This window comes from Paraburkholderia sp. EG286B, from assembly GCF_040965655.1.
In the GTDB taxonomy this organism is placed as follows: domain Bacteria; phylum Pseudomonadota; class Gammaproteobacteria; order Burkholderiales; family Burkholderiaceae; genus Paraburkholderia.
On the sequence record NZ_JBFRCF010000013.1, the window covers coordinates 25,539 to 50,189 of the forward strand.

Annotated in this window: 21 protein-coding genes and 1 pseudogene; 16 read left to right on the plus strand and 6 right to left on the minus strand. The window is 65.3% G+C overall.

What is annotated here, in order from left to right; genetic code table 11:
- The first annotated feature begins 8 nt into the window (after nucleotides 1–8).
- The 9 genes from AB4Y42_RS26315 to AB4Y42_RS26355 all read left to right on the plus strand — a co-directional run bounded on the left by AB4Y42_RS26315 (nucleotide 9) and on the right by AB4Y42_RS26355 (nucleotide 9,251).
- The gene (locus AB4Y42_RS26315; protein ID WP_368695797.1) at nucleotides 9–1,031 is read left to right on the plus strand and encodes a DUF2891 domain-containing protein; all 1,023 of its coding nucleotides are present in this window, start codon (nucleotides 9–11) and stop codon (nucleotides 1,029–1,031) included.
- 171 nt (nucleotides 1,032–1,202) lie between these two features.
- Nucleotides 1,203–1,643, plus strand: coding sequence for a CBS domain-containing protein (locus AB4Y42_RS26320; RefSeq protein ID WP_368695798.1), 441 nt, complete (start codon nucleotides 1,203–1,205; stop codon nucleotides 1,641–1,643).
- Between the two features lie 239 nt (nucleotides 1,644–1,882).
- Nucleotides 1,883–3,448: a methyl-accepting chemotaxis protein gene (locus tag AB4Y42_RS26325; protein ID WP_368695799.1), complete on the plus strand. Its 1,566-nt coding sequence runs from the start codon at nucleotides 1,883–1,885 to the stop codon at nucleotides 3,446–3,448.
- Between the two features lie 67 nt (nucleotides 3,449–3,515).
- Nucleotides 3,516–3,914: a VOC family protein gene (locus AB4Y42_RS26330; protein WP_069267035.1), complete on the plus strand. Its 399-nt coding sequence runs from the start codon at nucleotides 3,516–3,518 to the stop codon at nucleotides 3,912–3,914.
- Nucleotides 3,915–3,949: 35 nt separating this feature from the next.
- The gene (locus tag AB4Y42_RS26335; RefSeq protein ID WP_368687318.1) at nucleotides 3,950–4,204 is read left to right on the plus strand and encodes a hypothetical protein; all 255 of its coding nucleotides are present in this window, start codon (nucleotides 3,950–3,952) and stop codon (nucleotides 4,202–4,204) included.
- Between the two features lie 347 nt (nucleotides 4,205–4,551).
- Nucleotides 4,552–5,817 carry an ABC transporter substrate-binding protein gene (locus AB4Y42_RS26340; protein WP_368695920.1) on the plus strand — a complete coding sequence of 422 codons (1,266 nt, stop codon included), beginning with the start codon at nucleotides 4,552–4,554 and terminating at the stop codon, nucleotides 5,815–5,817.
- A gap of 91 nt (nucleotides 5,818–5,908) precedes the next feature.
- Nucleotides 5,909–6,784, plus strand: coding sequence for a branched-chain amino acid ABC transporter permease (locus AB4Y42_RS26345; RefSeq protein ID WP_368687317.1), 876 nt, complete (start codon nucleotides 5,909–5,911; stop codon nucleotides 6,782–6,784).
- A 23-nt stretch (nucleotides 6,785–6,807) separates the two neighbouring features.
- A complete protein-coding gene (locus AB4Y42_RS26350; protein ID WP_368687316.1) occupies nucleotides 6,808–7,734 on the plus strand; it encodes a branched-chain amino acid ABC transporter permease in 927 nt (308 codons plus the stop codon).
- Nucleotides 7,731–9,251 carry an ATP-binding cassette domain-containing protein gene (locus AB4Y42_RS26355; protein ID WP_368687315.1) on the plus strand — a complete coding sequence of 507 codons (1,521 nt, stop codon included), beginning with the start codon at nucleotides 7,731–7,733 and terminating at the stop codon, nucleotides 9,249–9,251. The genes AB4Y42_RS26350 and AB4Y42_RS26355 overlap by 4 nt, the downstream gene beginning before the upstream one ends.
- A 31-nt stretch (nucleotides 9,252–9,282) precedes the next feature.
- On the opposite strand, the gene AB4Y42_RS26360 is transcribed toward AB4Y42_RS26355, so the two are convergent.
- Nucleotides 9,283–11,025 carry a Na/Pi cotransporter family protein gene (locus AB4Y42_RS26360; protein WP_368687314.1) on the minus strand — a complete coding sequence of 581 codons (1,743 nt, stop codon included), beginning with the start codon at nucleotides 11,023–11,025 and terminating at the stop codon, nucleotides 9,283–9,285.
- A 39-nt stretch (nucleotides 11,026–11,064) separates the two neighbouring features.
- Nucleotides 11,065–13,839 carry an HAD-IC family P-type ATPase gene (locus tag AB4Y42_RS26365; RefSeq protein WP_368695800.1) on the minus strand — a complete coding sequence of 925 codons (2,775 nt, stop codon included), beginning with the start codon at nucleotides 13,837–13,839 and terminating at the stop codon, nucleotides 11,065–11,067.
- 153 nt (nucleotides 13,840–13,992) lie between these two features.
- On the opposite strand from AB4Y42_RS26365, the gene AB4Y42_RS26370 reads away from it, so the two are divergent.
- The 3 genes from AB4Y42_RS26370 to AB4Y42_RS26380 all read left to right on the plus strand — a co-directional run bounded on the left by AB4Y42_RS26370 (nucleotide 13,993) and on the right by AB4Y42_RS26380 (nucleotide 17,640).
- Entirely contained in the window at nucleotides 13,993–14,901 is a 909-nt protein-coding gene (locus AB4Y42_RS26370; RefSeq protein WP_368687312.1) for a LysR substrate-binding domain-containing protein, read from the plus strand.
- Between the two features lie 168 nt (nucleotides 14,902–15,069).
- Nucleotides 15,070–16,377: an MFS transporter gene (locus tag AB4Y42_RS26375; protein ID WP_368695801.1), complete on the plus strand. Its 1,308-nt coding sequence runs from the start codon at nucleotides 15,070–15,072 to the stop codon at nucleotides 16,375–16,377.
- Between the two features lie 24 nt (nucleotides 16,378–16,401).
- Nucleotides 16,402–17,640, plus strand: coding sequence for an amidohydrolase family protein (locus AB4Y42_RS26380; protein WP_368695802.1), 1,239 nt, complete (start codon nucleotides 16,402–16,404; stop codon nucleotides 17,638–17,640).
- 148 nt (nucleotides 17,641–17,788) lie between these two features.
- On the opposite strand, the gene AB4Y42_RS26385 is transcribed toward AB4Y42_RS26380, so the two are convergent.
- From AB4Y42_RS26385 to AB4Y42_RS26400, 4 genes are all read right to left on the minus strand, one after another.
- On the minus strand, nucleotides 17,789–18,355 hold the full coding sequence (locus tag AB4Y42_RS26385) for a helix-turn-helix domain-containing protein (RefSeq protein ID WP_368687309.1): 567 nt from the start codon (nucleotides 18,353–18,355) through the stop codon (nucleotides 17,789–17,791).
- Nucleotides 18,356–18,503: 148 nt separating this feature from the next.
- Nucleotides 18,504–18,896 carry a tautomerase family protein gene (locus tag AB4Y42_RS26390; RefSeq protein WP_368687308.1) on the minus strand — a complete coding sequence of 131 codons (393 nt, stop codon included), beginning with the start codon at nucleotides 18,894–18,896 and terminating at the stop codon, nucleotides 18,504–18,506.
- Nucleotides 18,897–18,983: 87 nt separating this feature from the next.
- A complete protein-coding gene (locus AB4Y42_RS26395; RefSeq protein WP_368687307.1) occupies nucleotides 18,984–19,220 on the minus strand; it encodes a hexameric tyrosine-coordinated heme protein in 237 nt (78 codons plus the stop codon).
- A 69-nt stretch (nucleotides 19,221–19,289) separates the two neighbouring features.
- Entirely contained in the window at nucleotides 19,290–20,339 is a 1,050-nt protein-coding gene (locus AB4Y42_RS26400) for a catalase family peroxidase (RefSeq protein ID WP_368695803.1), read from the minus strand.
- Nucleotides 20,340–20,453: 114 nt separating this feature from the next.
- Between AB4Y42_RS26400 and AB4Y42_RS26405 the strand changes: the two genes are divergently transcribed.
- From AB4Y42_RS26405 to AB4Y42_RS26420, 4 genes and pseudogenes are all read left to right on the plus strand, one after another.
- Nucleotides 20,454–21,059, plus strand: a complete 606-nt coding sequence (locus tag AB4Y42_RS26405) for a helix-turn-helix transcriptional regulator (RefSeq protein ID WP_368687305.1) — start codon at nucleotides 20,454–20,456, stop codon at nucleotides 21,057–21,059.
- Nucleotides 21,060–21,287: 228 nt separating this feature from the next.
- Nucleotides 21,288–22,660: pseudogene (locus AB4Y42_RS26410) on the plus strand (LLM class flavin-dependent oxidoreductase).
- A gap of 64 nt (nucleotides 22,661–22,724) precedes the next feature.
- Nucleotides 22,725–23,231: a flavin reductase gene (locus AB4Y42_RS26415; protein WP_368687303.1), complete on the plus strand. Its 507-nt coding sequence runs from the start codon at nucleotides 22,725–22,727 to the stop codon at nucleotides 23,229–23,231.
- 2 nt (nucleotides 23,232–23,233) lie between these two features.
- Nucleotides 23,234–24,514: an MFS transporter gene (locus tag AB4Y42_RS26420; protein ID WP_368695804.1), complete on the plus strand. Its 1,281-nt coding sequence runs from the start codon at nucleotides 23,234–23,236 to the stop codon at nucleotides 24,512–24,514.
- Nucleotides 24,515–24,651 lie beyond the last annotated feature (137 nt).

Below are 24,651 nucleotides of genomic sequence, written 5' to 3' on the forward strand. Positions count from 1 at the left end.
AGATCACGATGACCACACACCTCACCGCCGCCCATGCCTCGAAGTTCGCCTCGCTCGCGCTTGCCCACCTCACGCGCGAGTACCCGAACAAGCTGACTCACTCGCTCGAAGGCCCGCAGGACGTGCTGGGCCCGCGCGCGCTGCACCCGGTGTTTTACGGCAGCTACGACTGGCATTCGTGCGTGCACGGCTACTGGCTCGTGCTGCATCTGCTGGAGCGCTTTCCCGACCTGCCCGAGGGGCCGCAGATCGTCGCCGTGGTCGACGAGCACTTCACGCCGGAGAAGATGGCCGGTGAGATGGCCTACCTCACGCTCGCGCACAACCGCGGTTTCGAGCGCCCTTATGGCTGGGCATGGCTGCTCGCGCTCGCGGCACAGGTCGACGCGCTGGTCGAGTCGATGAAGCTGCCGCAGGCCGCGCGCTGGCAGGCGGCGCTGGCGCCGCTCACCGACTGGTTCGTCGAGCGTTTCGAGGAATTCCTGCCGAAGGCGACCTATCCGTTGCGAGTGGGCACTCACTTCAATACGGCGTTCGCGCTCACGCTCGCGTACGACTTCGCGAAAGCCACGTCGCGTCCTGCGCTGGCGACGCTGATCGAAGACACCGCCACGCGCTGGCATACGAACGACGCGGGCTGCCAGGCGTGGGAGCCGGGCGGCGACGAGTTCCTCTCGCCCGCGCTGAGCGTGGCCCTGCTGATGAGCCGCGTACTGAGCGCGCAGGATTTCGAGCCGTGGTTCACGCGCTTCTTGCCCAACCTCGCGGTGCAAGAACCGGTCACGCTTTTCACGCCGGCCACCGTGACCGACCGCAGCGACGGCAAGATCGCCCACCTCGACGGGCTCAACCTGAGCCGCGCGTGGTGTCAGCGCTCACTTGCACGCGCGCTGCCCGCGGGCGACGCACGTGTGGCCGTCCTCAACGATGCCGCGCAATTGCATCTGGCCCGCGCGCTCGACCACGTGGCCGGGGACTATATGGGCGAGCACTGGCTCGCCACCTTCGCGACGCTCGCGCTCGAAGCATGACAAAAGCGTGCAGCCGATGGGGCGCGCCGTGTGTGCGCGACCCACGCCGTTTTCCAGACTGAAGATTTACGCGCCTGCGGTCGATATCACGGGCTGAAGCCCCGAGCCGCCGCCGGAATCCGCTGCGCACAGGCCGGCTCGGGACGTCGAACCCATTCAGGTCTGGAAGGTATGCAAGTAGAGAAATTCATGACGAGCCGTGTCGTTACCGTCGGTTTCGACGACACGCTCGCGACGGTGCGCGAGATCTTCGCGGAAGCGAGCTTTCACCATCTGCTCGTGGTCGAAGACGGCAAGCTGCAAGGCGTCGTTTCCGATCGCGACCTGCTGCGCGCGATCAGCCCGTTCATCGACAGCGTGGTCGAATCCGCGCGCGACCTCGGCACGCTCAACAAGCGCGTGCACCAGATCATGAGCCGCAAGCCGCTCACGCTGCGACCCGAGTCGAGCCTCTCCGACGCCGTGGCCCTCTTTCTCTCCAACAAGATTTCGTGCATCCCCATCGTGGATGCCGAATTTCGCCCCGTGGGCATCGTGAGTTGGCGCGACGTGCTGCGCTATCTCGTGCCGGTGGACGAGGGCGAAGCGGGCGCACGCGAAGCCAGCGCGTGATGCGGATTGACTCGTATGCATCCCACATATGGGTCTGTATTACGAAGCGTTGCTAACGGTCGTGCTTCTTTGCTGTCAACCATAAAGTTCGCACGCTCTCCTGCCGTTGTTATGTACTGGGCGCTTAATCAGCCTGAACGCAAGGGCTGCACTGGGTAGGCGCACCGGAACATTCGATGAAAAACGACTGGGACACGCGCGGCCTCCAGAGCCGCGCGCCCCACGGAGAGAGACCAGGAATGCTTCACAAGCTGTCGATACGCGCGAGCCTGACCCTGATGATCGCCTTCTTTGGCGTCGTCCTGATCGTCGGCGCCGCCACAGGACTCCTGTCGATGCGAGCGGGCAACGAGTCGCTGCGCACCATGTACACCGTCAATACGCCGGCCGTCGCCGACCTCGAAGGCAGCGCCGGCCAGTTGCTGCGTCTGCGCCTCGCGCTCGCCACCAACGCGTCGCTGTCCGATCTCGGCGACCACGATGCCGCGGACGCGGTGCTCAAGCGCTTCGATCAATACCTGAAGAACTCGAACGAGCGTCTGGACCACTATCTGTCGATTGCGAGCGGAGAAGGCGAGGCGCAGGATCTCATCGCCGACATGCAGGCCAAGCGCAACAGCTTCCTGCACGATGGCGTCGAGCCGGCGCTGGCGGCGCTCAAGGCCGGTGACAAGACCGCGTTCCAGGAATTGCAGGGCCACAAGCTGCCGTCGCTCTACAGCAACTACGAAAAGGCGATGCTCGTGCTCGAGAAGCGCCAGATCGACCTCGGCGCGCAGCGCTACCAGGAAGCGCAGGACCGCTTCAATGCGGTGAGCGTCGCCGTGGGCGTGGGCATGGTGCTCTCGTTGCTGTTCGCGTGGATCGGCCGCGCGGCGCTCATGCGCGCGATCGTGCATCCCGTGGACGCGGCCATCGCGCAGTTCCAGCGCATCGCCGCCGGCGACCTGAGCGGCACGGTGCAGACGACGAGCAACAACGAAATGGGCCGCCTGCAGGCCGCGCTGCGGCAGATGCAGAATGCACTCATCAAGACGGTCAGCAGCGTGCGTGAAGGCGCGCTGTCGATCGACAAGGGCGTGAGCGAGATCGCCGCGGGCAATACGGATCTTTCGCAGCGCACCGAAGAGCAGGCCGCCTCGCTCGAGGAAACGGCGGCGAGCATCGAAGAGCTGACCTCTACCGTCAAGCAGACCGCAGAAAACGCACGCCAGGCCAGCACGCTCGCCGAGGGCGCTTCCGGCCTCGCCGCGCAGGGCGGCGCGCTCTCGCGCGAAGTGGTCGGCACGATGCAGGACATCGTGGGCGACTCGCGGCGCGTGGGCGAGATCGTCGGCGTGATCGAGGCGATTGCGTTCCAGACCAACATTCTCGCGCTCAACGCGGCTGTGGAAGCGGCGCGTGCGGGCGAGGAAGGGCGCGGCTTCGCGGTGGTGGCGAGCGAAGTGCGCTCTTTGGCGCAGCGCAGCGCCGCGGCGGCCAAGGAGATCAAGGAACTGATCGAGTCGTCGACCTCGCGCGTGGAAACGGGCGCGGGCCTCGTCGAGCGCTCGGGCTCGACGATGAGCGAAATCGTCGAAGCGATCGCGCGCGTCAGCGCGATCATGAACGAGATCGCATCGGCGGCGGCGGAGCAGAGCACGGGCATCGATCAGGTCAACATCGCCGTGGGACAGATGGACCTCGTGACCCAGCAGAACGCGGCACTCGTCGAGCAGGCAACGGCCGCGGCATCGTCGCTCGAAAACGAAGCGCACCGGCTCAATGCAGCGGTTTCGGTGTTCCGCACCGGTCACGCGGGGTAAGGCAAACGCTGCATGGTGTGATGCGCCGGTTATAGTCGTGCCTTCACGACTGCGGACTTCCAGCACCATGCAGCTTCTCGATCACGTTTCGATCGGCGTGCCCGATCTCGACGCAGCGCGTCCCTTCTACGATGCGATCATGAATGCGTTGGGTGCGCTGAAGGTCTACGACCGCCCCAACGCGCTCGGCTACGGTGAGCGTTGCGACGCGGCCGAAACGCAGTCTTCGTATCTTTCCATCTATCTGGATGCCAGCGCCATCGAGCCGAACAAGCGGCACTGGTGCTTCAAGGCCGCGACGCGCTCGCAGGTCGATGCGTTCCATGCCGCCGGTCTCGCGGCGGGCGGACGGTCGGATGGCGACCCGGGCTTGCGGCCGCACTATCACGCCGACTATTACGCCGCCTTTCTCATCGATCCGGCCGGCAACCGGGTCGAGGCCGTGTGCCATACTGCATCGGCCTGACGCTGCGCATCAGGTCAGGCGTGGGAGAGGGGGAAATGACAGGCACTGGCAAATACTGGTTTCGAGCCAAACGCTATGGCTGGGGCTGGGGACTTCCGCTCACCTGGCAGGGGTGGGTGGTACTCGTGGTGTATGTCGTCTCGATCTGTTTGATCGCCGTTTTCTTTGAACCGCACGGGCATCCGTATGCGTTTGCGGGCCTCGCGATACTCGCCACTGTCGCACTCTCGGTGATCTGCTGGCTCAAGGGCGAGCCGCCACGCTGGCGCTGGGGCAAGCACCGCGAGTGAGCCGTTTCAGAATCGACGGCAAATATCTGCATATCACGACACTGCCTGCTCGCGGCCCCGTAAAGAATGCATTTCCGAACGGGTGTGGGTGAAGGTCGAATAGACGGTATCGCACGGCAATCCCGAACGCGTCCGAAGTGCTGCGCCTCGCGTGCGCAGCCGCACGGGGAAACGCGTTTTCTTGCCGCTTTGCACCATAAAATCAGCACCTTATCCGTATGTTACCTGTCATCGTTTTTCCCGATTGAGCGCGTAAAGGCTGGTGATACTGTTGTGGGCACATTCTTCAAAGCAGCAATGTGGCGGGCAGATGTTCCTCAACGATGCTGGCGAATCGGAGATGCATGATGTCCAGTAACGGCGTGTGGCGAAACCTTCATCGCGTAGCGGCGACGGGTATGGTGGCGGCAGGGCTGGGCCTCGCGGCCGGTGCGCATGCCGCGGGTGAGCCGATCAAGATCGGCGTGATCAGCGAGGAGTCCGCGGTGGCGGGCGCTTCGATCAGCAAGGCGGCGCAGCTCGCCGCGGCCGAGATCAACGCGAGCGGCGGCGTGGATGGCCGGCCCATCCAGATCATCGCGTACGACGACCACTCGTCGGCCTCGGACGGCGTGCGCGCGTTCCAGCGCGCCGCGACCCAGGACAAGGTGGTTGCCGTGATCGGCAGCTATATCAGCGAAGTGGCGCTCGCCATGGAACCCTGGTCGGCGCGCCTGAAAATGCCCTTTATCACGCCGGGCGCCGCGAGCAACGATATTTCGAAGCACGTCCACGACGACTACGACCACTACAAGTACACGTTCCACGGCTGGATGACTTCGGCGTTCATCGCGCAGTCGATCTGCGATTTCTCGCACGATATTCTCGTCGGTCAGTTCAAGATGAAGTCGACGGTCGTGATGAGCGAGGACGCCGCATGGACCAAGCCGCTCGACGAGCGCTTCATGGAATGCCTGCCCAAGGCCGGGCTCAAGGTGGTCGATCATATCCGCTTCAATCCGGATACTTCGGACTTCACACCAATTTTCAACCAGATCGAGGCCAGGCACCCCGATACGATCACCACGGGCATCAGCCACGTGGGCGTACAGCCGACGGTGCAATGGCACGATCAGCAGGTGCCGATCCCGATGTCGGGCCAAAGCTCGCAGGCCACGACCACGAGCTTCTGGAAGGACACGAACGGCGCGACGGAGGGCGTGATCACGGCTTCCGCAGCGGCGCCGGGCGTGGCGATCACGCCGAAGACGGTGCCCTTCGCGGATGCCTACCAGAAGAAGTTCGGCGTATCGCCTGCGTATTGCGGCTTCTCGACCTATGACCTCGTGTACATCCTCGCGGATGCGATCAAGCGCAACAAGGGCTCGACCGATCCGGACCAGATGGTCGCCGCGCTCGAGAAGACGGATTACGTAGGCACGATCGGGCGCTGGCAGTTCTACGGCAAGGACGACCAGTTCACGCACGCGCTCAAGTACGGCCCGGGCTATATCACCGGCATCAACCTGCAGTGGCAGGACGGCAAGCAGATCGCGATCTGGCCCAAGTCCGTTGCGAACGGCAAGGTCAAGTTCCCGACCTTCATCAAGCTCCAGCAAGCTAGCGTGAACTAGCTTCGTAGTGCGTCGCGCCGTGCGGCCCTTCGTCTGACGATGGGCCGCACGGCGCTTGTTGCGACACACCAACCCACCTGAAAGGCCGGACATGCTGCTCTTGCAGATCCTCATCGACGGCTTTGCCATCAGTTCGCTCTACGCGCTCGGCGCCATCGGCTTCACGCTGATTTTCGGCGTCTCCGGCATCTTGAATCTCGCACATGGCGGCGTGATGCTCGTCGCGGCGCTGATGGGCTGGATGCTCGCGGGCGAGGCGGGCCTCGGCACCTATCTCGGCACGCTGCTTGGCGTGGTCGCCGGTCTCATCGCGGCCTATGTCACCTACCTGATGGTGGTGCGGCCGATCCAGCGTTCGGCGGCGATTCCGGGCGAAGAGAAGGAAATTTTCGTGCTCACCGGCACCTTGCTGTGGGGCATCATGATCCAGCAGGGCATGGCCTGGCTCTTCACCGACAACCCGGTGACGATGCGCCCGCTCATCAGCGGCGTGGCGATGATCGGCAGCGTGCGCGTGCCGTTCAACGAGATCATGATCGCCGTGGTCTGCTGGGCCGTGATCGGTCTCCTCTGGCTGTTCGTGAATCGCACGCGCGCGGGCAAGGCGCTGCTCGCCGCCTCGATGAATCCGCGCGGCCTCACGCTGCTCGGCTTCGAACTCTCGCGCATCTATCTGCTCGCATGGACCATCTACGGCGTGCTGGCGGGCATTGCGGGCGTGCTGCTGGCGTCGTTCCTCGGCGTGAGCACGAACAACGCCGGGCAGCTCACGGCGAGCGCGTTCTCCATCGTCGTGCTGGGCGGGCTCGGCAGCGTTTCCGGGTCGTTGATGGCCGCGTATGTGGTCGGCTATCTGGAGACCGTGACCGCGTATCTCGTCGCGCCGACGCTGCGGCCGCTTCCGGCGCTGCTGCTGCTGGTGCTCGTCGTGTACGTGCGGCCCCAGGGCTTCCTGGGACGTCGCTAACCGAGCGAAGGGAGCACATCGACATGTCCGGTCTTCTTCGTTCGCGTGGGGTATGGGTGGCCGTGTTGCTCGCCGTCGCGGCGGCCACGCTGCCCTGGTGGATGTCGGGGTATATCCTCGGCGTGCTCACGGTCGCGTACTACTTCGGCGTATTCGCGATGTCGTGGGATCTGCTGTTCGGCTTTGCCGGCGAGGTCAATTTCGGCCCGACGTTCCTGATCGGCCTCGGCGCCTATTCGGCGGCCATCATCGATGCCCACTGGGGGCTGCCGATTCCTGTCTGCGTAATCGCGGGCGGCCTCTTCGCGCTGCTGGGCGGCCTGCTGCTCGCGGTCCCCGCGCTGCGGCTGCGCGGTCCGTACTTCGGCCTCGTCACGCTCGTGGCGGTGCTGCTGCTGCAGAACGCGATCGTGATTTTCGCGGGCGTGACGGGCGGCGAGATCGGCATGATGGTGCCGGACGTGATGTCCGTCGACGCCAACCACAACTACTGGATCGCGCTCGCGTTTCTGGTGGTTTGCGCGATCCTGCTGTTCGGCCTCTCCCGCTCGGCCATCGGCCTCATCCTGCAGGCCAGCGGCCAGGACGCTACCGGCGCGCAGGCGCTGGGCTTCAACGTCACGCGGCACAAGCTCGTGGCCTTTTGCATCAGCGCCGTGTTTTCGGGCGTGGCGGGCGCGATGCTGGTGTTCTATCAAGGCACGGCTTCGGTGAGCACGGTGGTGGACTTGAGCGTCGGCGTGCAGATCATCATCGCGGCCGTGCTCGGCGGGCGCCGCACGATACTCGGCGCCGTGCTCGGATCGATCTTCCTGATCGTGGCCGGCGAGTTCCTGCGTCCGCTCGGCCAGCTCAACACGTTCGTTGTCGCGGCGGTGGCGCTGGCGGCGCTGCTGTTCTTTCCGGACGGTTTGCTCGGCAACCTGCTACGGACGAGGGAACGCCAATGAACGACACGCCACTGCTCTCCGTTCGCGGGCTGACCAAGCGCTTTGGCGGTCTGGTCGCGGTGAAGGACATTGGCTTCGACATCCGGCCCGGCGAGATACTGGGCCTGATCGGACCCAACGGGTCCGGCAAGTCGACCGTGATGAAGCTGATCATGGGCATCGAGCGGCCCAACGCGGGCTCGGTCAAGGTGAACGGCGTGGAGATGGCCGGTTGGGCGCCGCACCGCATCGCGCGCGCCGGCGTGGGCATCGTGTTCCAGCACTCGCGCCCCCTGCATCGGCAAACGGTGCTGGAGCACATCAAGCTCGCGCTGCTGCCAGACTCGCTCGTCAAGCTCGCGGCCGAGCCGCATGTGCATCAGCGCGCGCAGGAAATTGCCGCGCGCGTGGGTCTGGCCGCCGTCATGCACCGGCATCCCGCCACGCTGCCGTTCGCGGACTTGCGCCGTATGGAAATGGCGAAAGCGATTGCGCGCGACCCGCAGGTCGTGCTCGTCGATGAGCCCTTCGCAGGACTCACGGTTGCGGAATCGGAGGCATTCTCCGAGCTGATCCGCGGTTTTCGCGCGGAGGGCCACGCGGTGCTGCTGGTCGATCACAACGTCAAGAGCCTTTCAGCGCTCGCCGACCGCGTGCTCGCCATGTACCTCGGCGAGCACGTTGCCGAAGGCACCGCGGAAGAAGTGATGCAAAACGAAACCGTGCGCCGCGTGTATCTGGGCAGCAAGCTGGAACTGCGTCAGCGCGCGAGCTTTGCGGGCGAAGAGAAGCGCGCCATCCTCGAGGTCTCCGACGTACGCGTGCTGTACGGCAAGGCATGCGCGCTCGACGGCGTGAGCCTCCATGTTCGCGAGGGCGAGTTCGTATCGGTGGTGGGCCTGAACGGCGCGGGCAAGACCACGCTCTTCAACGCGCTCTCGGGTTTGCTGCCGTACAAAGGGACGATCCGCTTCGACGGCCGCGACCTGAAGGGCATGAGCGGCGCGGCCGTGTCGCGCGCGGGCCTCGTGCAATGCCCGGAAACGCGCGAGTTGTTCGGCGACATGACGGTGCGCGAAAATCTCGAACTCGGCGGCTATCATCTATCGGACGACGTGCGCAAGAAGCAGCTCACGTGGCTCTACGACCTCTTTCCGATCCTCAAGTCGCGCCAGGGCCAAACCGCGCGCACGCTCTCGGGCGGCGAGCAGCAAATGCTGGCCATTGCGCGTGCGCTCATGCCCCAGCCCAGGCTGCTGATACTCGACGAGCCGACGCTCGGGCTCGCGCCCGTGATCCTCGAACAGCTTTCGAAAGCGCTCGATGCGCTGCAGCAGTCCACGCCCATTACGGTGCTGCTGGGCGAGCAGAACGTTCGCTTCGCCCTGCCGCACGCGGACCGCGTTTATGTGCTGGAGCATGCGCGCATTGTCTGGGAGGGGAGCGCTTCGCGCTTCGAGGCGGAGATGGGGCGCGGCTTTCTCGAAGCGGTGCCCACGAGCAATCCCCATGCGCTGACCTCGGGCGCTGCGCGTTGAAGGCAACGCTCGGCACGCGCGTGCCGCGTCTTCACGCCTGAGCTTCTGCCTCGGGTTCGGCCACGGCCTCTGCGCTTTCAGGTTCCAGCATTTTCACATCGTGCAGCCATCGCGTGGCCTTGGCGATGGCGCGGGAGAGCCGCGCCACCTCGTTCAACTGCTCGATTACGTCGTTGGCGAAGCGGAAAATGAACGCCGCGCCCTCGTTGCGCAGCTGCACCGCGGACATGATGTGCTGCCGCGCCGAGTCGGACTGGCCTTCGATTTCCGGCTTGGCGTTGACGATGCCCGTCACGACGTCGGCCTCCGGGTGCGCGATCATCTGCACGGCAAGCGTGAAACGCTCGATGACGGACCTGGCGAATTGCACCAGCTCGGGGTTGTTCGCCAACACGGTCACGTCCGCGCTTTGCGCGGCGCGCCTCTGGCTCAGCGCGAGCATGCTCGTGGTGGCCACTTCGCGGATGGCGTCGAGGCAGGTCGCAATTCGCGCGAGATCCACCAGTTGCCTGCCTTCGTCGTCGCTTTGCACGGCGTCGGAGAGCTTGCCGATATAGGTGAGAATGGCGGTGCTGAGCGAGTCCGCCGCCTTGTCCTCGTTCGTCACCGTGGAAAGCCCATGCGTGGAGCTTTCGACCAGAAGCGTGGCGCTATGCTCGACGAGAATCTGCACGAGCTTGCCGAGCGAAGCCAGTTCGAGTTGCACGCGGGCAATGGCGAGCGCCGGCATTTCGACCAGCGTTTCATCGAGGTAACGCGGCACGCCGGGATCCTGCCACCCTTCGCGGCGCGCCGGTGCCAGGCGTTCGGCGAGCTTCGCAATGGGCCCGGTGAACCAGATCAGCACGAAGGTACTGAACACGCTGAACACGGTGTGTGCGTTGGCGGCCTGGCGCGGCGTTTCCGCCGCGAGGCGCGCAGCGCCGGTCAGCTCGGGTGCGGAAGGGGAGATCATGCGTACGAAATCGGCGAACTGCGGAATCACGAAGGCGAAGAACAGCACCCCGAGCACGTTGAAGATCAGGTGAACGATACCGACTTGCGCCGCCTCCGCCGATTTGCCGATTGAAGCGAGCAGCGCCGTGCCACAGGTGCCCACATTGGCGCCGAGTATCAGCGCAATGCCCGATTCGAGCGGAATCAACCCCTGGCTGCCGAGCGCGATCACGATCGCGAGCGTGGCCGCCGAACTCTGCACGACGGCCGTGAATACCGCGCCGATCACGATGCCGATGAGCGGATTGCGCATGTTCTGCATCGCGTCGATGAACGGCTGGTAATCGCGCAGGGGCCGGGTCGCGTTGCCCATCATTTCGATGCCGAGAAACAGCAGGCCGAGGCCGAGCAGCGCGCCGCCCAGTTCGCGCAGCGTTTCGCGCTTCGCGAAGCCATAGAGCAGGAAGCCGCCGCCGAGCATGAACGGCGTGAGCGCGGAGATATTGAACGCGATGATCTGCGCAGTGAGCGTCGAGCCGATATTGGCGCCCATGATCATCGGGATGGACTGCATCAGCGTCATGAGCCGCGCGGAAACGAAGCCCACCAGCAGCACCGTGGTGATGGTCGACGAGTTCAGGAGCGCCGTGATGCCGGCGCCCGCGAGCACGCCGCGAAACCGGTTGGCGGTGAGCGAACCCAGCAGCGATTGCAGGCGCGCGCCGGCAATCGTTTTGAGCGCGCCGGTCATCAGATCCAGCCCGAACAGGAACAGGGCAAGCCCGCCCACCAGCAATCCGGTCACCTCGACCAGGTTCAGGTTCGCACCAGGCAGCATGGCATTGGGCCCTCGCTCTCGAGACGGGACGAAACGATTCTACGCGTCATGGTACTGCCTTGTTGGCGCGCCGCGCTGTTGCGGGCTCACGGACTTCTTCAGCGACGGTATCGAACGAATGACGAGCTTCTCCAGCTCCACCACGAGGAAGAACAGGATCGCGCCCGCCACGAGCCAGAGCCATGCCGAGAGCGGCAGGGACTCGGTATCGAACACGGCGTGAAAGGGCAGCGTATAGGTGAACAGGATCTGCAGCACGATAACGGCACCGATGCCGTACCAGAGATACGGGTTGCCCATGTGCGCACGTACCGATAGCGCCGAATTGATCAGCGAGCGGCTGTTGAGCAGATAGAAGACCTGTCCCAGCGTGATGGCGTTGACGGCGGCCGTGCGCGCCATCGAGTCCGCCGCGCCCTGCGACTTCATCCAGAAGAATGCGGCGAGCGTATAGAGCACGAGCGTGGCGCCGACGAAGAGAATGCGCCACACGCCGAATGGTGTGACGATAGGCCGGTCGATCGAGCGCGGCGGGCGCTGCATCACGTCGTCCTCGTGAGGCTCGAAGGAAATCACGAGGCCAAGGGCGACGGACGTGACCATGTTCACCCACAGCACCTGCGGCGCAGTGATCGGCAGCACGAAGCCGAACAGGATCGCGATGGCAATCACGGCGCCCTGGGCGATATTGGTGGGCAGCATGAAGAGCATGGCCTTTTCGATGTTGTTGTAGACCGTGCGTCCTTCCTTCACCGCCGCCGAGATCGAGGCGAAATTGTCGTCGGCGAGGATCATGCCCGCGGCTTCCTTCGTGACTTCGGTGCCCTTGATGCCCATCGCCACGCCGATGTCGGCCTTCTTGAGCGCGGGCGCATCGTTCACGCCGTCGCCCGTCATGGCGACCACCTGCCGGTTGGCCTGGATCGCCTTCACGAGCCGCAGCTTGTGCTCGGGGCTCGCGCGCGCGAATACGTCCACGTCGCGCACGCATTCCTGCAAGGCGGCGTCGTTCATCGCCTCGATCTCGGTGCCGGCCACGGCCGTCTTGCCGTCGCCGATGCCGAGCATGCCCGCGATCGCGGCGGCCGTGACCTTGTGGTCGCCCGTGATCATCGTCACGCGGATACCGCCGCCGTGGCATTCGCGCACCGCGTCGATCGCCTCCTTGCGCGGCGGGTCCATGAGACCCACGAGACCGAGCAGCACGAGCGTCTTCGGCAGGTCCTCGGGGCCGAGGTTGCCCACTTCGAGGCCGGGATCGGGCAGCCACGCGAGCGCGAGCACGCGTTCGCCCTGCGAGGCGAGCCGCTCGCCTTCGCGCGCAAAGCGCTCGCGGTCGAGCGGCGCGGGGCCGCTTGCCGTTTGCTGGCGGTCGCAATTTTCGATGATCACTTCCGGCGCGCCCTTCACGAGCAGCATCTCGCCTTGCGCCGAGCGGTTCAGCGTGGCCATGAACTTGTGTTCGGACTCGAACGGAATGCCGTCGATGCGCGGCGCGGCGGCGGCTTCGGCAGCGCGGTCCATGCCGAGCTTGCCGGCGAACGGGTAGAGCGCGCCCTCGGTCGGGTCGCCTTCCACTTTCCATTTGCCGTCTTCTTCGAAGAGGCCGGCGTCGTTGCACAGCATGGATACGCGGCCCATGAGCGTGAGCACCTCCGGCCGTTCGGCGCCGAGTGCCTTGCCGCCCGCGCGAACCTCGCCTTCGGGTGCGTAGCCGTCGCCGGTCACTTCATAGGGCGCGTCGGCCGTCACGACCGAGGTCACCATCATTTCCATGAGTGTGAGCGTGCCGGTCTTGTCCGAGCAGATGCGCGAGACGGAACCCAGCGTCTCGACCGCGGGCAGGCGGCGGATGATGGCGTTGCGCTTCGCCATGCGCTGCACGCCGATGGCGAGCGTGATGGTGATGAGCGCCGGCAGCCCTTCCGGGATCACCGAGACCGCGATGCCCACTACGGCCTGGAACAACTGGATGAAGGTCATGTGGCCGAGCCAGTGGCCCCATGCGAACAGCAGCACGCTGATGATGCCGATGGCGATCGTAATGACGTATCCAAACTTCTTGATCTGGCGTAGCAGCGGCGTTTCCAGCGCGCTGACCTCGGCCAGCATCTGGTTGATGCGGCCAAGCTCCGTCTGGCTGCCCGTCGCCACGACGATGCCGGTCGCGCGGCCCGAGAGGACCATCGTCCCGGAAAAGGCCATATTCTCGCGGTCGCCCACGGTGGCATGCGCGGGCACCGCGTCGGTGTTCTTCTCCGCAGGCACGGATTCGCCCGTGAGCGCCGCCTCCTCCGTGCGCAGGTTGCGCGCCTCCACGAGGCGGATGTCCGCGGGGATCTTGTCGCCCGATTCCAGCAGCACGATGTCGCCGGGCACGACCTCGTCGGCGGGAACGAGGCGCACCTCGCCGGCGCGCAGCACGCGCGCTTCCGCGGAGAGCATGTTGCGAATCGAGTCGAGCGCTTTCTCGGCGCGCCCTTCCTGCAGAAAGCCCAGCAGCGAGTTGAGGATGACCACCGCGAAGATGATCGAGGCGTCGAGCCACAGGCTCAGCATCAGCTTGATGAAGCCCGCCGCGAGCAGCACGTAGATGAGCACGTTGTTGAACTGGGCGAGGAACCGCACGAAGGGGCCGCTTTTCTTGCCCTGGGGCAGGACGTTCGGCCCATAGGTGCCGAGGCGCTGTGCGGCGTCCGCCACGTCGAGCCCTTGCGACGGATTCACGTTGAGCTGGCGCTCGATCTCGGCGGCGGGCATGGCGTGCCATTGCACTGCGCCCGCACCGCTAGCCCCACTCCCGGCAGAACTCATCTTCGCCCCCTTGGTTGCGCAGAGATTCAACGCAATAGTAAGTTTTTTTCGCGGCAGGCACGCGCAACCTGGTGCGCGTGCCGTTTTTGCTGGAGGCTGCCGCCGTGAGATGTATGGCAACATCTCCCTGACACGACCCGCCCGAGTCATTCCATGCGCATCACGCCTCTGCCTCCGCTGCCCTGCCTCGTCGCGTTCGAAGCCGCCGTGCGTCACGCCAGCTTCACGCGCGCGGCCGCCGAACTGCACCTCACGCAAAGCGCGATCAGCCGCCAGATCCAGCAACTCGAAGAGTTTCTGGGCCGCTCGCTGTTCGTGCGCGAGCACCGCTCGCTGCGCCTCACGATAGCGGGCGAACAATATGCGGGGCAGGTGCAACGGCTCCTCACGCAATGCGCCGAAGCCACCTTCGACGTGATGAAGCACTATGGCGACCTCGAACTGACCATTGCGTGCTCCTCGGGTGTGGCGGTGCTGTGGCTCACGCCGCGTCTGCCCGCATTCCGCGAGGCACATCCCACCATCAAGCTGCGCCTGATCGTGCGCGATGGGCTCGCCACGATGTCGCCCGCGGAGTTCGACGTTGGCGTGTACTACGTGCGCCAGCAGGCGCCCGCGCATTTCACCGCGCGCCGCCTCTTCAACGAAGAGGTGTTTCCCGTTTGCTCGCCCGGCTATCTCGCGGGACGCGCGCTCGCGCCTGCCGATCTGGCGGCCGAAACGCTGCTGCTGCTCGAAGACGGCCAGCGCCAGTGGATGTCGTGGCCCGAATGGTTCGACCTGAACGGCATGACGATGCCGAAGACCCCGCAGGGCATCACGATCAACCACTATCCGCAGCTCGTGCAGCTCGCCATACTCGGCCAGGGCGTGGCGCTCGGCTGGCGCTACATGATCGACGCGTGCATCGAAGACGGTTTGCTCGTGCGCGTGGGCGAAAGCTCGGCGAGCCACGGCGGCGGCTACTACGTGATCTCGCCCAACGACCGCGCGCAGAACCAGGCGGCGCGTCTATTCACGCGCTGGCTGTTCGAGCAGGTGGAGATGCAAACGGCAGTGTGAAGGACCAGGCGGCGCTCAGGCGCCTCGCATGCGCCCAGCGCATGCATGCATGCGAATCTTTCGTTTCAGAAATTAATCGGGCTGTCATTAGCATGAGGAGCATGTAAGACAGCTCCGGGCGCGTAGTCGTTGGCGCGCAGCGACGATTAATCTGACAAGGAAGAGACCATGCAAGGAACGCTTTCACCTCGCGTCGCGCATGAAGGTGTCGCGACGACCGCGCAGCAGCGCCGCCGCGCGATCATCGCGACGGTATTGGGCAACGGCCTCGAATGGTTCGACTTCACGGTGTACAGCTTCTTCGCCGTGATCATCGCGAAGCTGTTCTTTCCGACCGGCAACGAACTGACCTCCGTGCTGCTCACGGTGGCGACCTTCGGGGTGGGCTTCTTCATGCGGCCGGTGGGCGGCATCGTGCTCGGCATTTACGCCGACAAGGTGGGCCGCAAGGCAGCGCTCTCGCTCACCATCCTGCTGATGGCCTTCGGCACCGCGCTCATCGGGCTCGCGCCCACCTACGAGCAGGCGGGTATTGCCGCGCCGTTGCTGATCGTGCTCGCGCGCCTGCTGCAGGGTTTCTCGGCGGGCGGCGAGATGGGCGGGGCCACGGCGTTCCTCACCGAGTACGCGCCGCCGGGCAAGCGCGCCTACTATTCGAGCTGGATCCAGTCGAGCATCGGCTTCGCGGTGCTGCTGGGCGCTGCCACGGGCACGTTCGTCACGGCGTCGCTCGATGCGCAATCGCTGCATAGCTGGGGCTGGCGGCTGCCGTTTCTGATCGGCATTCTCGTGGGTCCGGTGGGCTACTATATCCGCAGCCAGATCGACGAAACGCCCGCGTTCAGCGCCGTGGAAGCGCAGGCGAAAGACAATTCGCCCCTCAAGGAAGTGTTCGAGCACTACCCGCGCGAGACCTTCGCGAGCTTCTCGATGGTCATTCTCTGGACGGTCTGCACTTACGTGCTGCTGTTCTACATGCCGACCTATTCGGTGCGCACGCTGCATCTGCCGCAATCGACGGGCTTTTCCGCGGGCATGGTGGGCGGCCTGATGATCATGTGCGGCGCGCCGATCGTGGGCAAGCTGGCGGATGCGTGGGGCCGGCGCGTGTTCCTGAGCGGCGCCGCGTTGCTGATTCTCGTGCTGGCGTGGCCCATGTTCGCGTGGATCAACCGCGCGCCCGGCTTCGCCTCGCTCATCGTGTTTCAGGCCGTGTTTGGCGTGCTGATCGCCGCCTACACGGGACCGATTCTCGCCGCCTTCTCGGAGCTGTTCCCGACCAAGGTGCTCTCGACTGGTCTCTCGGTGGCCTACAACTTCGCGGTCACGATCTTCGGCGGCTTCGCACCGTTCCTCATTACGTGGCTCATCGCACGTACCGGCAGCAACATGGCGCCCGCGCTCTACGTGATCGTCGCGGCCGCAATCAGCCTGGTCGGCACCTTCTTCGTGAAAGAAGTGCGGCGCACGAACTGAACGACTCCATAAGGAATCCAGACAATGACCATTACTGTCCTTAAAGGCGGCAACGTACTCGATCTCGAGCGCGGCGTGCTGCTCGAACATCATCACGTCGTGATTGAAGACGAGCGCATCGTGGAGGTGGCCGATCGCCCCGTCGACCTGCCGAACGCGAACGTGGTCAACGTGCGGGGCAAGACCGTCATGCCGGGCTTGATCGACTGCCACGTGCACGTGCTGGCCTCGAATGCGAATCTCGGCGCCAACGCCACGCAGCCCAATATCCTCGCGGCCATCCGCTCGCTGCCGATTCTCGACGCCATGCTCTCACGCGGCTTCACGAGCGTGCGCGATGCGGGCGGCGCCGACTGGAGCCTGATGCAGGCCGTGGAAACGGGCCTCGTGCGCGGGCCGCGCATTTTCCCCTCGGGCAAGGCGCTCTCGCAAACGGGCGGTCACGGCGATTTTCGTCCGCGCGGCGATTTGCTCGAACCGTGCTCGTGCTGCTTCCGCACGGGCGCGATCGCGCGCGTGGTGGATGGCGTGGATGCGGTGCGCCTTGCCGTGCGCGAGGAGATCCAGAAGGGCGCCACGCAGATCAAGATCATGGCGTCGGGCGGTGTGGCCTCGCCGACGGACCCCATCGACAATACGCAGTACTCGGAAGATGAAATTCGCGCCATCGTGGCGGAGGCCGAAGCGGCGAACACCTATGTGATGGCGCACGCCTATACGGGCCGCGCCATCGCGCGCGCAGTGCGCTGCGGCGTGCGCACGATCGAGCACGGCAATCTCGTGGACGAAGCGGCGGCGCAGTTGATGCGCGAGTTCGGCGCGTTCGTCGTGCCGACGCTCGTGACCTACGACGCGCTGGCCGCGCACGGCGCGCAGTTCGGGCTGCCGGCGGATTCGGTGGCCAAAGTGGCTTCCGTACAGCAGAAGGGGCGCGAATCGCTCGAGATCTACGCGAAGGCCGGCGTGCAGATGGGGTTCGGGTCCGACCTGCTCGGCGAGATGCACGCGTTCCAGACCGGCGAGTTCCGCATTCGCGCGGAAGTGCTCGGCAATCTCGAGGCGCTGCGCTCGGCAACGAGCGTGGCTGCGGAAATCGTGAACAGGAAGGGCGAGCTGGGCGTAATTGCAGCGGGTGCAATTGCCGACGTGGTCGTGCTCGATGGCAATCCGCTCGCCGACATCGGCGTGGTGGCCGGCGAGGGCGAGCGGATCGAATACGTGCTGCAGCGAGGGAAGATCGTGAAGGCGCGGGTGGAGGGCTGATCGCCCACCCTCGGTCAGTTGTCGAACGTGCCGCGATATTCAGGCGCGGCGTCCGCGCGAGCCCATGTGGAAGTTCCCGGGCCATGCCGGCGCGTCCATAGCCGATTCAACGATGCAGGAGTGCCGCCGCGGCGGCGCGTACTCGCATTCAGCGGCGCACGAGCGCCACGACGTACACGCACGGGCCCTTGCCCGGATTGAAGAACGCGCAGTCGGCCGGCGGCCCGAGCTGCAGGCAGTCGCCGGCTTCGAGCGTGTGGACCTGTTCGCCTTCCTCGAATACCAGCGTGCCGCTGCGCACCCAGATCTGCTGATGCTGGAACGTGAACGCCGACGCCGGATACGCAACGCGAACGCCGCCCGGCAACGCGATCTCCACGAGGTCGAGCATGCCGCCGTTGCGCGGCGAGACGGCCCGGCGCGTATAGCCGGTTTCGGGGTCTTGCCAGATCTGCTGATCGGCGGCGCGGCTCAAACGCTCGCCGGTTTGCTCGGCGAGCGCGAGCAGCATGGAGAGCTGCAGACCAAAGGCGCCCGAAAGCCGGCCGAGCACGGTAGCGGTGGGGCTCGCTTCGCCGCGTTCGATCTTGCTGATCATCGCTTTGGAAACGCCCGAGCGCTCGGCCATGTCCGCGAGCGACCAGCCGCGCGATTCGCGCTCGATGCGCACGCGCGTGGAAATGGCGGGGGTGGGGTCGGTGAGCGGTCGGTTCATACCTGGAAGATTGGCGGTCTGGGCAGGGGTGAGTCGATTATACGGGCCGGCTTGTGGCGTATCGCTTTGGCGCGGAGATTTTGAATGGCTTCTCGCTGGTGCGCGACTGCTGCCGCAGTTCTACTGCGGCAGCCCCGACCTCACGACGTCATGTCAGTTCCCGCGTGATGAACTGCGCGCGCCCGCGGCCGAAGGACCAGTCCGCGTCGTCGTTCTCGACAATCGACACGATGACGTCGTCCGGCGAAATGCCGCATTGGGCTTGCAGTTTTTCGACGAGCAGGCGATAGAACTCGACCTTTTGCGGCTCGGTGCGCTTGCGGCTCACGGCCGTCAGCAAGATGACGTCTCTCGATCGCGTGTACCCGAGTCCGGTGTCGTCCACCACCAGCTCGCCAGGACGATGCTGCGTGACGCTCTGGTAGCGATCGGTAACGGGTACGTCGAAGGCCTGCACCATGGCCTCATGGGCGGCGTCCAGGAGCGCACGCACCTGTTCGTCGGTGCGGCCCTCGATGATGTCGAATTTGAGCATTGGCATGTGAACTTCTCCTTGAGTGGGACAGCGTCGGGGTGGCACTCCGTCAGCCCGCCGGACCTGGAGTGCCGGGATTCGGGTTGAAGCCGGTTATTCGCGCCAGTAGCGATTGGCTGCGGCAATCGTGGCGAACTCAGCCGCCACGATGTGCCCGACCTGAAGCAGCATGCTCGCGTCGTTCGCATACACGTCACGCAGCTTCTCCCGGATAGCCTCATCCGGCTGGGTTGTCTTGATCACTAACCGCGCCATCTTGATGGCGAGTTGGCGCCCTTCTTCCGGTGTCGCGGTGATGAGCGTATTGCCGGGAACCAGTGTGATATTCATCGTGACGGACCTATCTGTTCAGGATGGCGAAATGAATCGTAGTCGAGTACCAAATTTCGGCGTTGGCGATTATTGCTGGCGGCGGGCGAACGAGACCGGGTAGGCAGCGGAACGCGCATTGATCATCGGATCTTCCACTTCAATGCCGGGCGGCAAGGCGTTGGGAAGGAACAGCAGGCTACGTTGGGCCGCCTGATTGTCCGCCACCGCTTTCGTGATCGAGATCGTGCCCAGTTCCACGGTGCGATGCGCGCTCGACCACGCTACGGACGGATCGTCGAGCTTGTCGCCCGCTCGAGCGATCTGCAGAACGAGACGGAACTGCGCCGGCGCACGCGATACGCGCTGGCGGATTTCCGACTGCAGGTAATCCGGCGCCTTCTTTGCTGCGTCGGCATCCGCCAGGTAGTGTTCGCCGCCAACCGGCACGATCTGATAGCGCCCGTACGTCACGACGCCCTTCGAATCAATGAACCTGAACGGGTTGACCCCGAAGTAGGGCAGCGACGCATAGCTGCGCGGGAATGGCTTGCGGGCGGTGAGGAATGCCTTTGCCACCGGATGGCTGCCCAGATAGGCGTCCAGCGGAGTCGGCTTCGGTGTGTTCGGGCCACTCGTTCCAAGGGCAATCAGGAGATCGCGAAAATCGTCGGCCGTCGCGGAAGGAAATCCGTTGAACGAGTGCGCGACGATATCGGTGTCGCTGCCGTCCGGCAGCTTGAACTTGATGGCTATGCCGCGCGGCGACGCGAGCGGATGGTCGTCGGCGATATCCGGGATGCCGGCGAAGTTCGAAAACCGCACGACGACCGGAACCGCGGTCTGGAAATGCGGTGCCTTGCTCACCCCCGGCGCGGCCGCGCTGGGGGTGAAGGTGCCTTCGAGCACGATGCCTTTCGCATGCACCGCCCGCGCGTCCGGATGCTTGCCGAATACACCGTTCAGGGCGTCGACGAGTTGCACCGGAGTCGACTTTTGAGCGGGCGGGGATGCCGCTGTCTGGGCAGTCGCGGCTTGCCCCGTCGACAGGGCTAACAGGATCGCTAACGAAAAACGGGGCACGGATCGGTTCATGCTGGGGACTCTTCGGTTGGATGTGGGCTGGGCGAGACAGCGCAAGTCTAGTTGATATCGACAATAATGACAATTATATATGTCATTATGGTTAATATGGTCCCGTCCTGGGCGAGGCTATAATCGCCCGCTACGCCTGCTGATCCATACCTCTTTCCCGTGACTACCAAGAACGACGTCTTGCGCGCGCTGCAACGAGAACCGTTGACTGTCGTCCAGCTCTGCGAACGGCTGGCCGTGACGCGCACGGCGATCAACATGCAGTTGAAGCAGCTGGAAGCGGAGGGACTCGTTCAACGGCGTAAATCGCTGCAAACCGGGACGCCGGGAAAACCGGCAGTCCTCTATGAGGCCGCGCCGGGCAGTGAAGATGCATCGTCGAGCGCGTACCCGGGGTTCCTGCTCGGCCTCCTCGCCACACTCAAGGATCGCTTCGACGACCGTGAGCTCGAGGCAATCCTCACGGAAACGGGCCGCCGCCTTGCGCGCGAGAACGGCCTGCCCGCATCACGCGACTTCAAGACCGATCTGGCCGCCGCCATGGCAGTCGTCGACGCGCTCGGCGCGCACACGGAAGCGGTCCCCGACGGCGATGCAATCATGGTCCGCAATTACAGCTGCCCGGTCGCGGGTGCGGTGCGCGAAACGCCATGCGTATGTCGAGCGCTCGCAGCGTATTTTTCCGAGGCGACCGGCCGCCCGGTCAGCGAGCACTGCTTACGCGAAGGCCGCCTCATCTGCCAATATCGCATCGCCAGAAAATAACGGGACCACGCTGCACGCGCCAGCGTCAACGCTTCGTCCCGGCAAACATACGCCACCCGGTCGACCGGGACAAATGACGATCCGTGATGGGTGCCATCACATCCAGTGAACCCGGCAAGGAAAGTTCACCTGACTCCTTCGAGGCAATACCGGATCAATCCCAGGTTTCATTAGTATCCGTTCGTCTACTATAGTAGATGGCATCGAGCGCGCCCAAAAGTAGCCGACATGCCGCGTGAAATCCGTCTGAACGCTTTCGACATGAACTGCGTGGGCCACATTCAGCAAGCTTGTGGACACATCCGCGCGACCAGTCGAGCCGCTATACGGAACTCCAGTACTGGACCGACTACGCGAAGACGCTCGAACGGGGCCTCTTCGACGGCATCTTCTTCGCCGATGTCGTCGGCGTGTACGACGTCTACGGCGGCAATGCCGACGCCGCGTTGCGCGGCGCGGTGCAGGTGCCCGTGAACGACCCCACGCTCGTCATCCCCGCCATGGCGGCGGTGACGCAGCATCTGGGCTTTGGCGTGACAGCCAATCTCACGTATGAACAGCCGTTTCTGTTCGCGCGGCGCATGTCCACGCTCGACCATCTCACGGGCGGGCGCATCGGCTGGAACATCGTGACGGGCTATCTCGACAGCGCGGCCCGCGCCATCGGCATGGACGGCCAGAACGCTCACGACGACCGCTACGATCTGGCCGACGAATATATGGCGCTCGTGTACAAGCTCTGGGAAGGCAGCTGGGACGACGACGCGGTTATCAATGACCGCGCCGGCGGCATCTACGCCGACCCCGCGCGCGTGCGGATGATTCATCATCGCGGGCCGCAATACAAGGTGGATGCGATGCATCTATGCGCGCCGTCGCCGCAGCGCACGCCGGTGCTCTACCAGGCGGGATCGTCTACGCGCGGCAGGCGTTTTGCCGCGACGCACGCCGAATGCGTGTTCATCAATGGTCAGAAGATGGAAGGCGTGAAGGAGATTGTCGGGGACATTCGGGCGCAGGCCGTGCAGCTCGGGCGCGCGGCCGACGACGTGAAGGTCTTTGTGGGCGCGACGCTGATCATCGGACGCACGGATAGCGAAGCGCGCGAGAAGTTCGACGAGTACCGGCGCTACGTGAGCTCGGAAGCGGCGCTCGCGCACGCGGCGGCGTCGCTTGGCATCGACTTCGCGCGTTACGATCTCGACGAGCCCATCGAGGCGGGCAGGAGCCAGGCGATCGTGTCCAACGTCGAAGCCATGACGCGCAGCGCCGGGCCGCAATGGACGCGCCGCAAGCTGCTCGAGCAGATGGTCCTCGGCAGCCGCCAGGCGCCGTGGGTGGGATCGGCCGAGCGCATCGCGCAAACCTTGATCGAGTGGAGCGAAACGGCCGGCGTGGATGGCTTCAATCTCTCGCGCACGGTGGTGCCGGAATGCTTCGACGACGTGGTCGAACTGCTGGTGCCCGAACTGCAAACGCGCGGCGCCTATAAAAGCGCGTATCGTGAGGGCACCCTGCGCGAAAAGCTCTCCGGCGGCGCGCGCCTGCCGGCCTCGCACGCGGCAGCGCAGTATCGCGGCGCGCGCGTGAACGAGGCATGAGCGACGCATGAAAATCGGGCACTGAATTCCCGCTACGAGGAGACCGCGGCAAGCGGGCAAGAATATGGTAGACAAATCCCTCTTTCGCGACGCCATGTCCGGTCTTGGTGCCGCCGTGAACATCGTCACGACCGACGGCGACGCCGGGCGCGCCGGCTGCACGGCGTCCGCCGTGTGCGGCGTGACGGACGAGCCCCCCACGCTGCTCGTCTGCATCAATCGCACGAGCCGCAACAACGCGATCCTGCGCGCGAACGGCCGGCTCTGCGTGAACGTGCTGGCTGCCGACCAGCGCGAGGTGGCCACGCGTTTCGCCACGAAAGACATCGACATGGACGAACGTTTCGCGCTCGCCGAATGGTATCGGCTCGAAACGGGCGCGCCCGCCCTGCGCGGCGCGGTGAGTTCATTCGATTGCCACATCGCGCGCACGACCGAAGTCGGCACGCACACGGTGTTCTTCTGTGAGATCAAGGCAGCGCGCATGGTGGGCGGGCGCGACGGGCTGATCTGGTTCGGCCGCGCGTTTCATCGCGTGCTCGCACAGGCGCACGCGGCAGCGGCGGCCTGAGCGTGGCGCGCACGCCTTCCCGAGGCACTGCCGGTTCCCGTTCGTCGGACGAAACGGGGCCGCCAGGGCTTGGCGCGGCGCAACGCGGCAAGGCCGCCTCGCTCGCGTTGCTGCTCCTCGCGCAGGTGGCGGCGATGGGCGTGTGGTTTTCGTCGAGCACCGTGGTGGTCCTCATCAAGCAGGCGCACGCCATTGCCGCCTTCGACGAAGCCTTGCTCACGAGCGCCGTGCAGTGCGGCTTCGTGGCCGGCACCATCACGTCCGCGTTGCTTTCGCTGCCCGACCGCTACGATCTGCGCCGGCTGCTCGCGGGTTCCGCGCTCGTGGCGGCCGTGGCCACGGCCTCGCTCGCGTTCCTGCCGCCGGTCGGCGGCGCGGTTGTCGCGCTGCGGTTCGTCACCGGCATGTGCATGGCGGGCGTGTATCCCGTCGGCATGCGGCTCGCGGCCACCTGGGCGCAAGGCGATCTCGGTCTGCTCGTCGGCCTGCTCGTGGGCGCGCTCACGCTCGGCTCGGCAAGCCCGCATCTGCTGGCGGCCACGGGCGGGCTCGGCTGGCGCACGATCTATGGCGTCGCCGCGGCGTGCGCCGCGTGCGCCGCGGTGCTGATCGGCTTTGCGGGCATCGGGCCGAACATTCGGCGCGCCACGCGCATCGACGTTGCGAAGGTCGCGCAAGCGTGGCGGCGGCCCGCCCTGCGGCTCGCCAATCTCGGCTACCTCGGCCACATGTGGGAGCTTTACGCGATGTGGGCGTGGCTCGCGCTGTTCCTGCAGCAAACGTTCGTCGCGCGCGGCATGGCCAAACCCCGCACGCGCGCGGAGTGGATGACCTTCAGCGTGATCGCGATCGGTGCGATGGGCGCGTGGCTCGGCGGCGTGCTGGCGGACCGCGTGGGGCGCACGGCGGTCACGATCGGCGCGATGGCGACGAGCGCAACCTGTGCCGCGCTGATGGGCTGGCTGGCTCACGCGCCGCTCGTCGTGATGGGCGCGGTCGCGCTCGTATGGGGCGTCTCGGTGATCGCCGATTCCGCGCAGTTTTCGGCGAGCGTGGCCGAACTGGCCGACCCGGACTCGGTCGGTACGCTGCTGACCGCGCAGACCTGCGCGGGTTTTCTGCTCACGCTGGTGAGCATTCATCTCGTGCCGTACGCAGTGGCGTGGCTGGGATGGCGGGGCGGCTTCGGCATGCTGGCGGTGGGGCCGGCGCTCGGCTGTGTGGCGATGCTGCGGTTGCGGCGGCATCCCGAGGCGGTGCGGCTGGCGGGCGGGCGTCGGTGATCCGCAAGGGCCCCGGCGCGCGGGAATCGAAAAGCACAGGAAAACTGAACAATTAAAAGTGCGCTACGCGATGTGCCGGTAGCGCGCTGCGTGGTTCCACGCTCCCTGCCGTTCGTGGACCTTTCCACAGAACCACG

Coding starts and splice junctions, on each gene's coding strand:
- AB4Y42_RS26315 (WP_368695797.1), top strand. CDS start 9: ATGACCACACACCTCACCGCCGCCCATGCCTCGAAGTTCGCCTCGCTC.
- AB4Y42_RS26320 (WP_368695798.1), top strand. CDS start 1,203: ATGCAAGTAGAGAAATTCATGACGAGCCGTGTCGTTACCGTCGGTTTC.
- AB4Y42_RS26325 (WP_368695799.1), top strand. CDS start 1,883: ATGCTTCACAAGCTGTCGATACGCGCGAGCCTGACCCTGATGATCGCC.
- AB4Y42_RS26330 (WP_069267035.1), top strand. CDS start 3,516: ATGCAGCTTCTCGATCACGTTTCGATCGGCGTGCCCGATCTCGACGCA.
- AB4Y42_RS26335 (WP_368687318.1), top strand. CDS start 3,950: ATGACAGGCACTGGCAAATACTGGTTTCGAGCCAAACGCTATGGCTGG.
- AB4Y42_RS26340 (WP_368695920.1), top strand. CDS start 4,552: ATGTCCAGTAACGGCGTGTGGCGAAACCTTCATCGCGTAGCGGCGACG.
- AB4Y42_RS26345 (WP_368687317.1), top strand. CDS start 5,909: ATGCTGCTCTTGCAGATCCTCATCGACGGCTTTGCCATCAGTTCGCTC.
- AB4Y42_RS26350 (WP_368687316.1), top strand. CDS start 6,808: ATGTCCGGTCTTCTTCGTTCGCGTGGGGTATGGGTGGCCGTGTTGCTC.
- AB4Y42_RS26355 (WP_368687315.1), top strand. CDS start 7,731: ATGAACGACACGCCACTGCTCTCCGTTCGCGGGCTGACCAAGCGCTTT.
- AB4Y42_RS26360 (WP_368687314.1), bottom strand. CDS start 11,025: ATGCTGCCTGGTGCGAACCTGAACCTGGTCGAGGTGACCGGATTGCTG.
- AB4Y42_RS26365 (WP_368695800.1), bottom strand. CDS start 13,839: ATGAGTTCTGCCGGGAGTGGGGCTAGCGGTGCGGGCGCAGTGCAATGG.
- AB4Y42_RS26370 (WP_368687312.1), top strand. CDS start 13,993: ATGCGCATCACGCCTCTGCCTCCGCTGCCCTGCCTCGTCGCGTTCGAA.
- AB4Y42_RS26375 (WP_368695801.1), top strand. CDS start 15,070: ATGCAAGGAACGCTTTCACCTCGCGTCGCGCATGAAGGTGTCGCGACG.
- AB4Y42_RS26380 (WP_368695802.1), top strand. CDS start 16,402: ATGACCATTACTGTCCTTAAAGGCGGCAACGTACTCGATCTCGAGCGC.
- AB4Y42_RS26385 (WP_368687309.1), bottom strand. CDS start 18,355: ATGAACCGACCGCTCACCGACCCCACCCCCGCCATTTCCACGCGCGTG.
- AB4Y42_RS26390 (WP_368687308.1), bottom strand. CDS start 18,896: ATGCCAATGCTCAAATTCGACATCATCGAGGGCCGCACCGACGAACAG.
- AB4Y42_RS26395 (WP_368687307.1), bottom strand. CDS start 19,220: ATGAATATCACACTGGTTCCCGGCAATACGCTCATCACCGCGACACCG.
- AB4Y42_RS26415 (WP_368687303.1), top strand. CDS start 22,725: ATGGTAGACAAATCCCTCTTTCGCGACGCCATGTCCGGTCTTGGTGCC.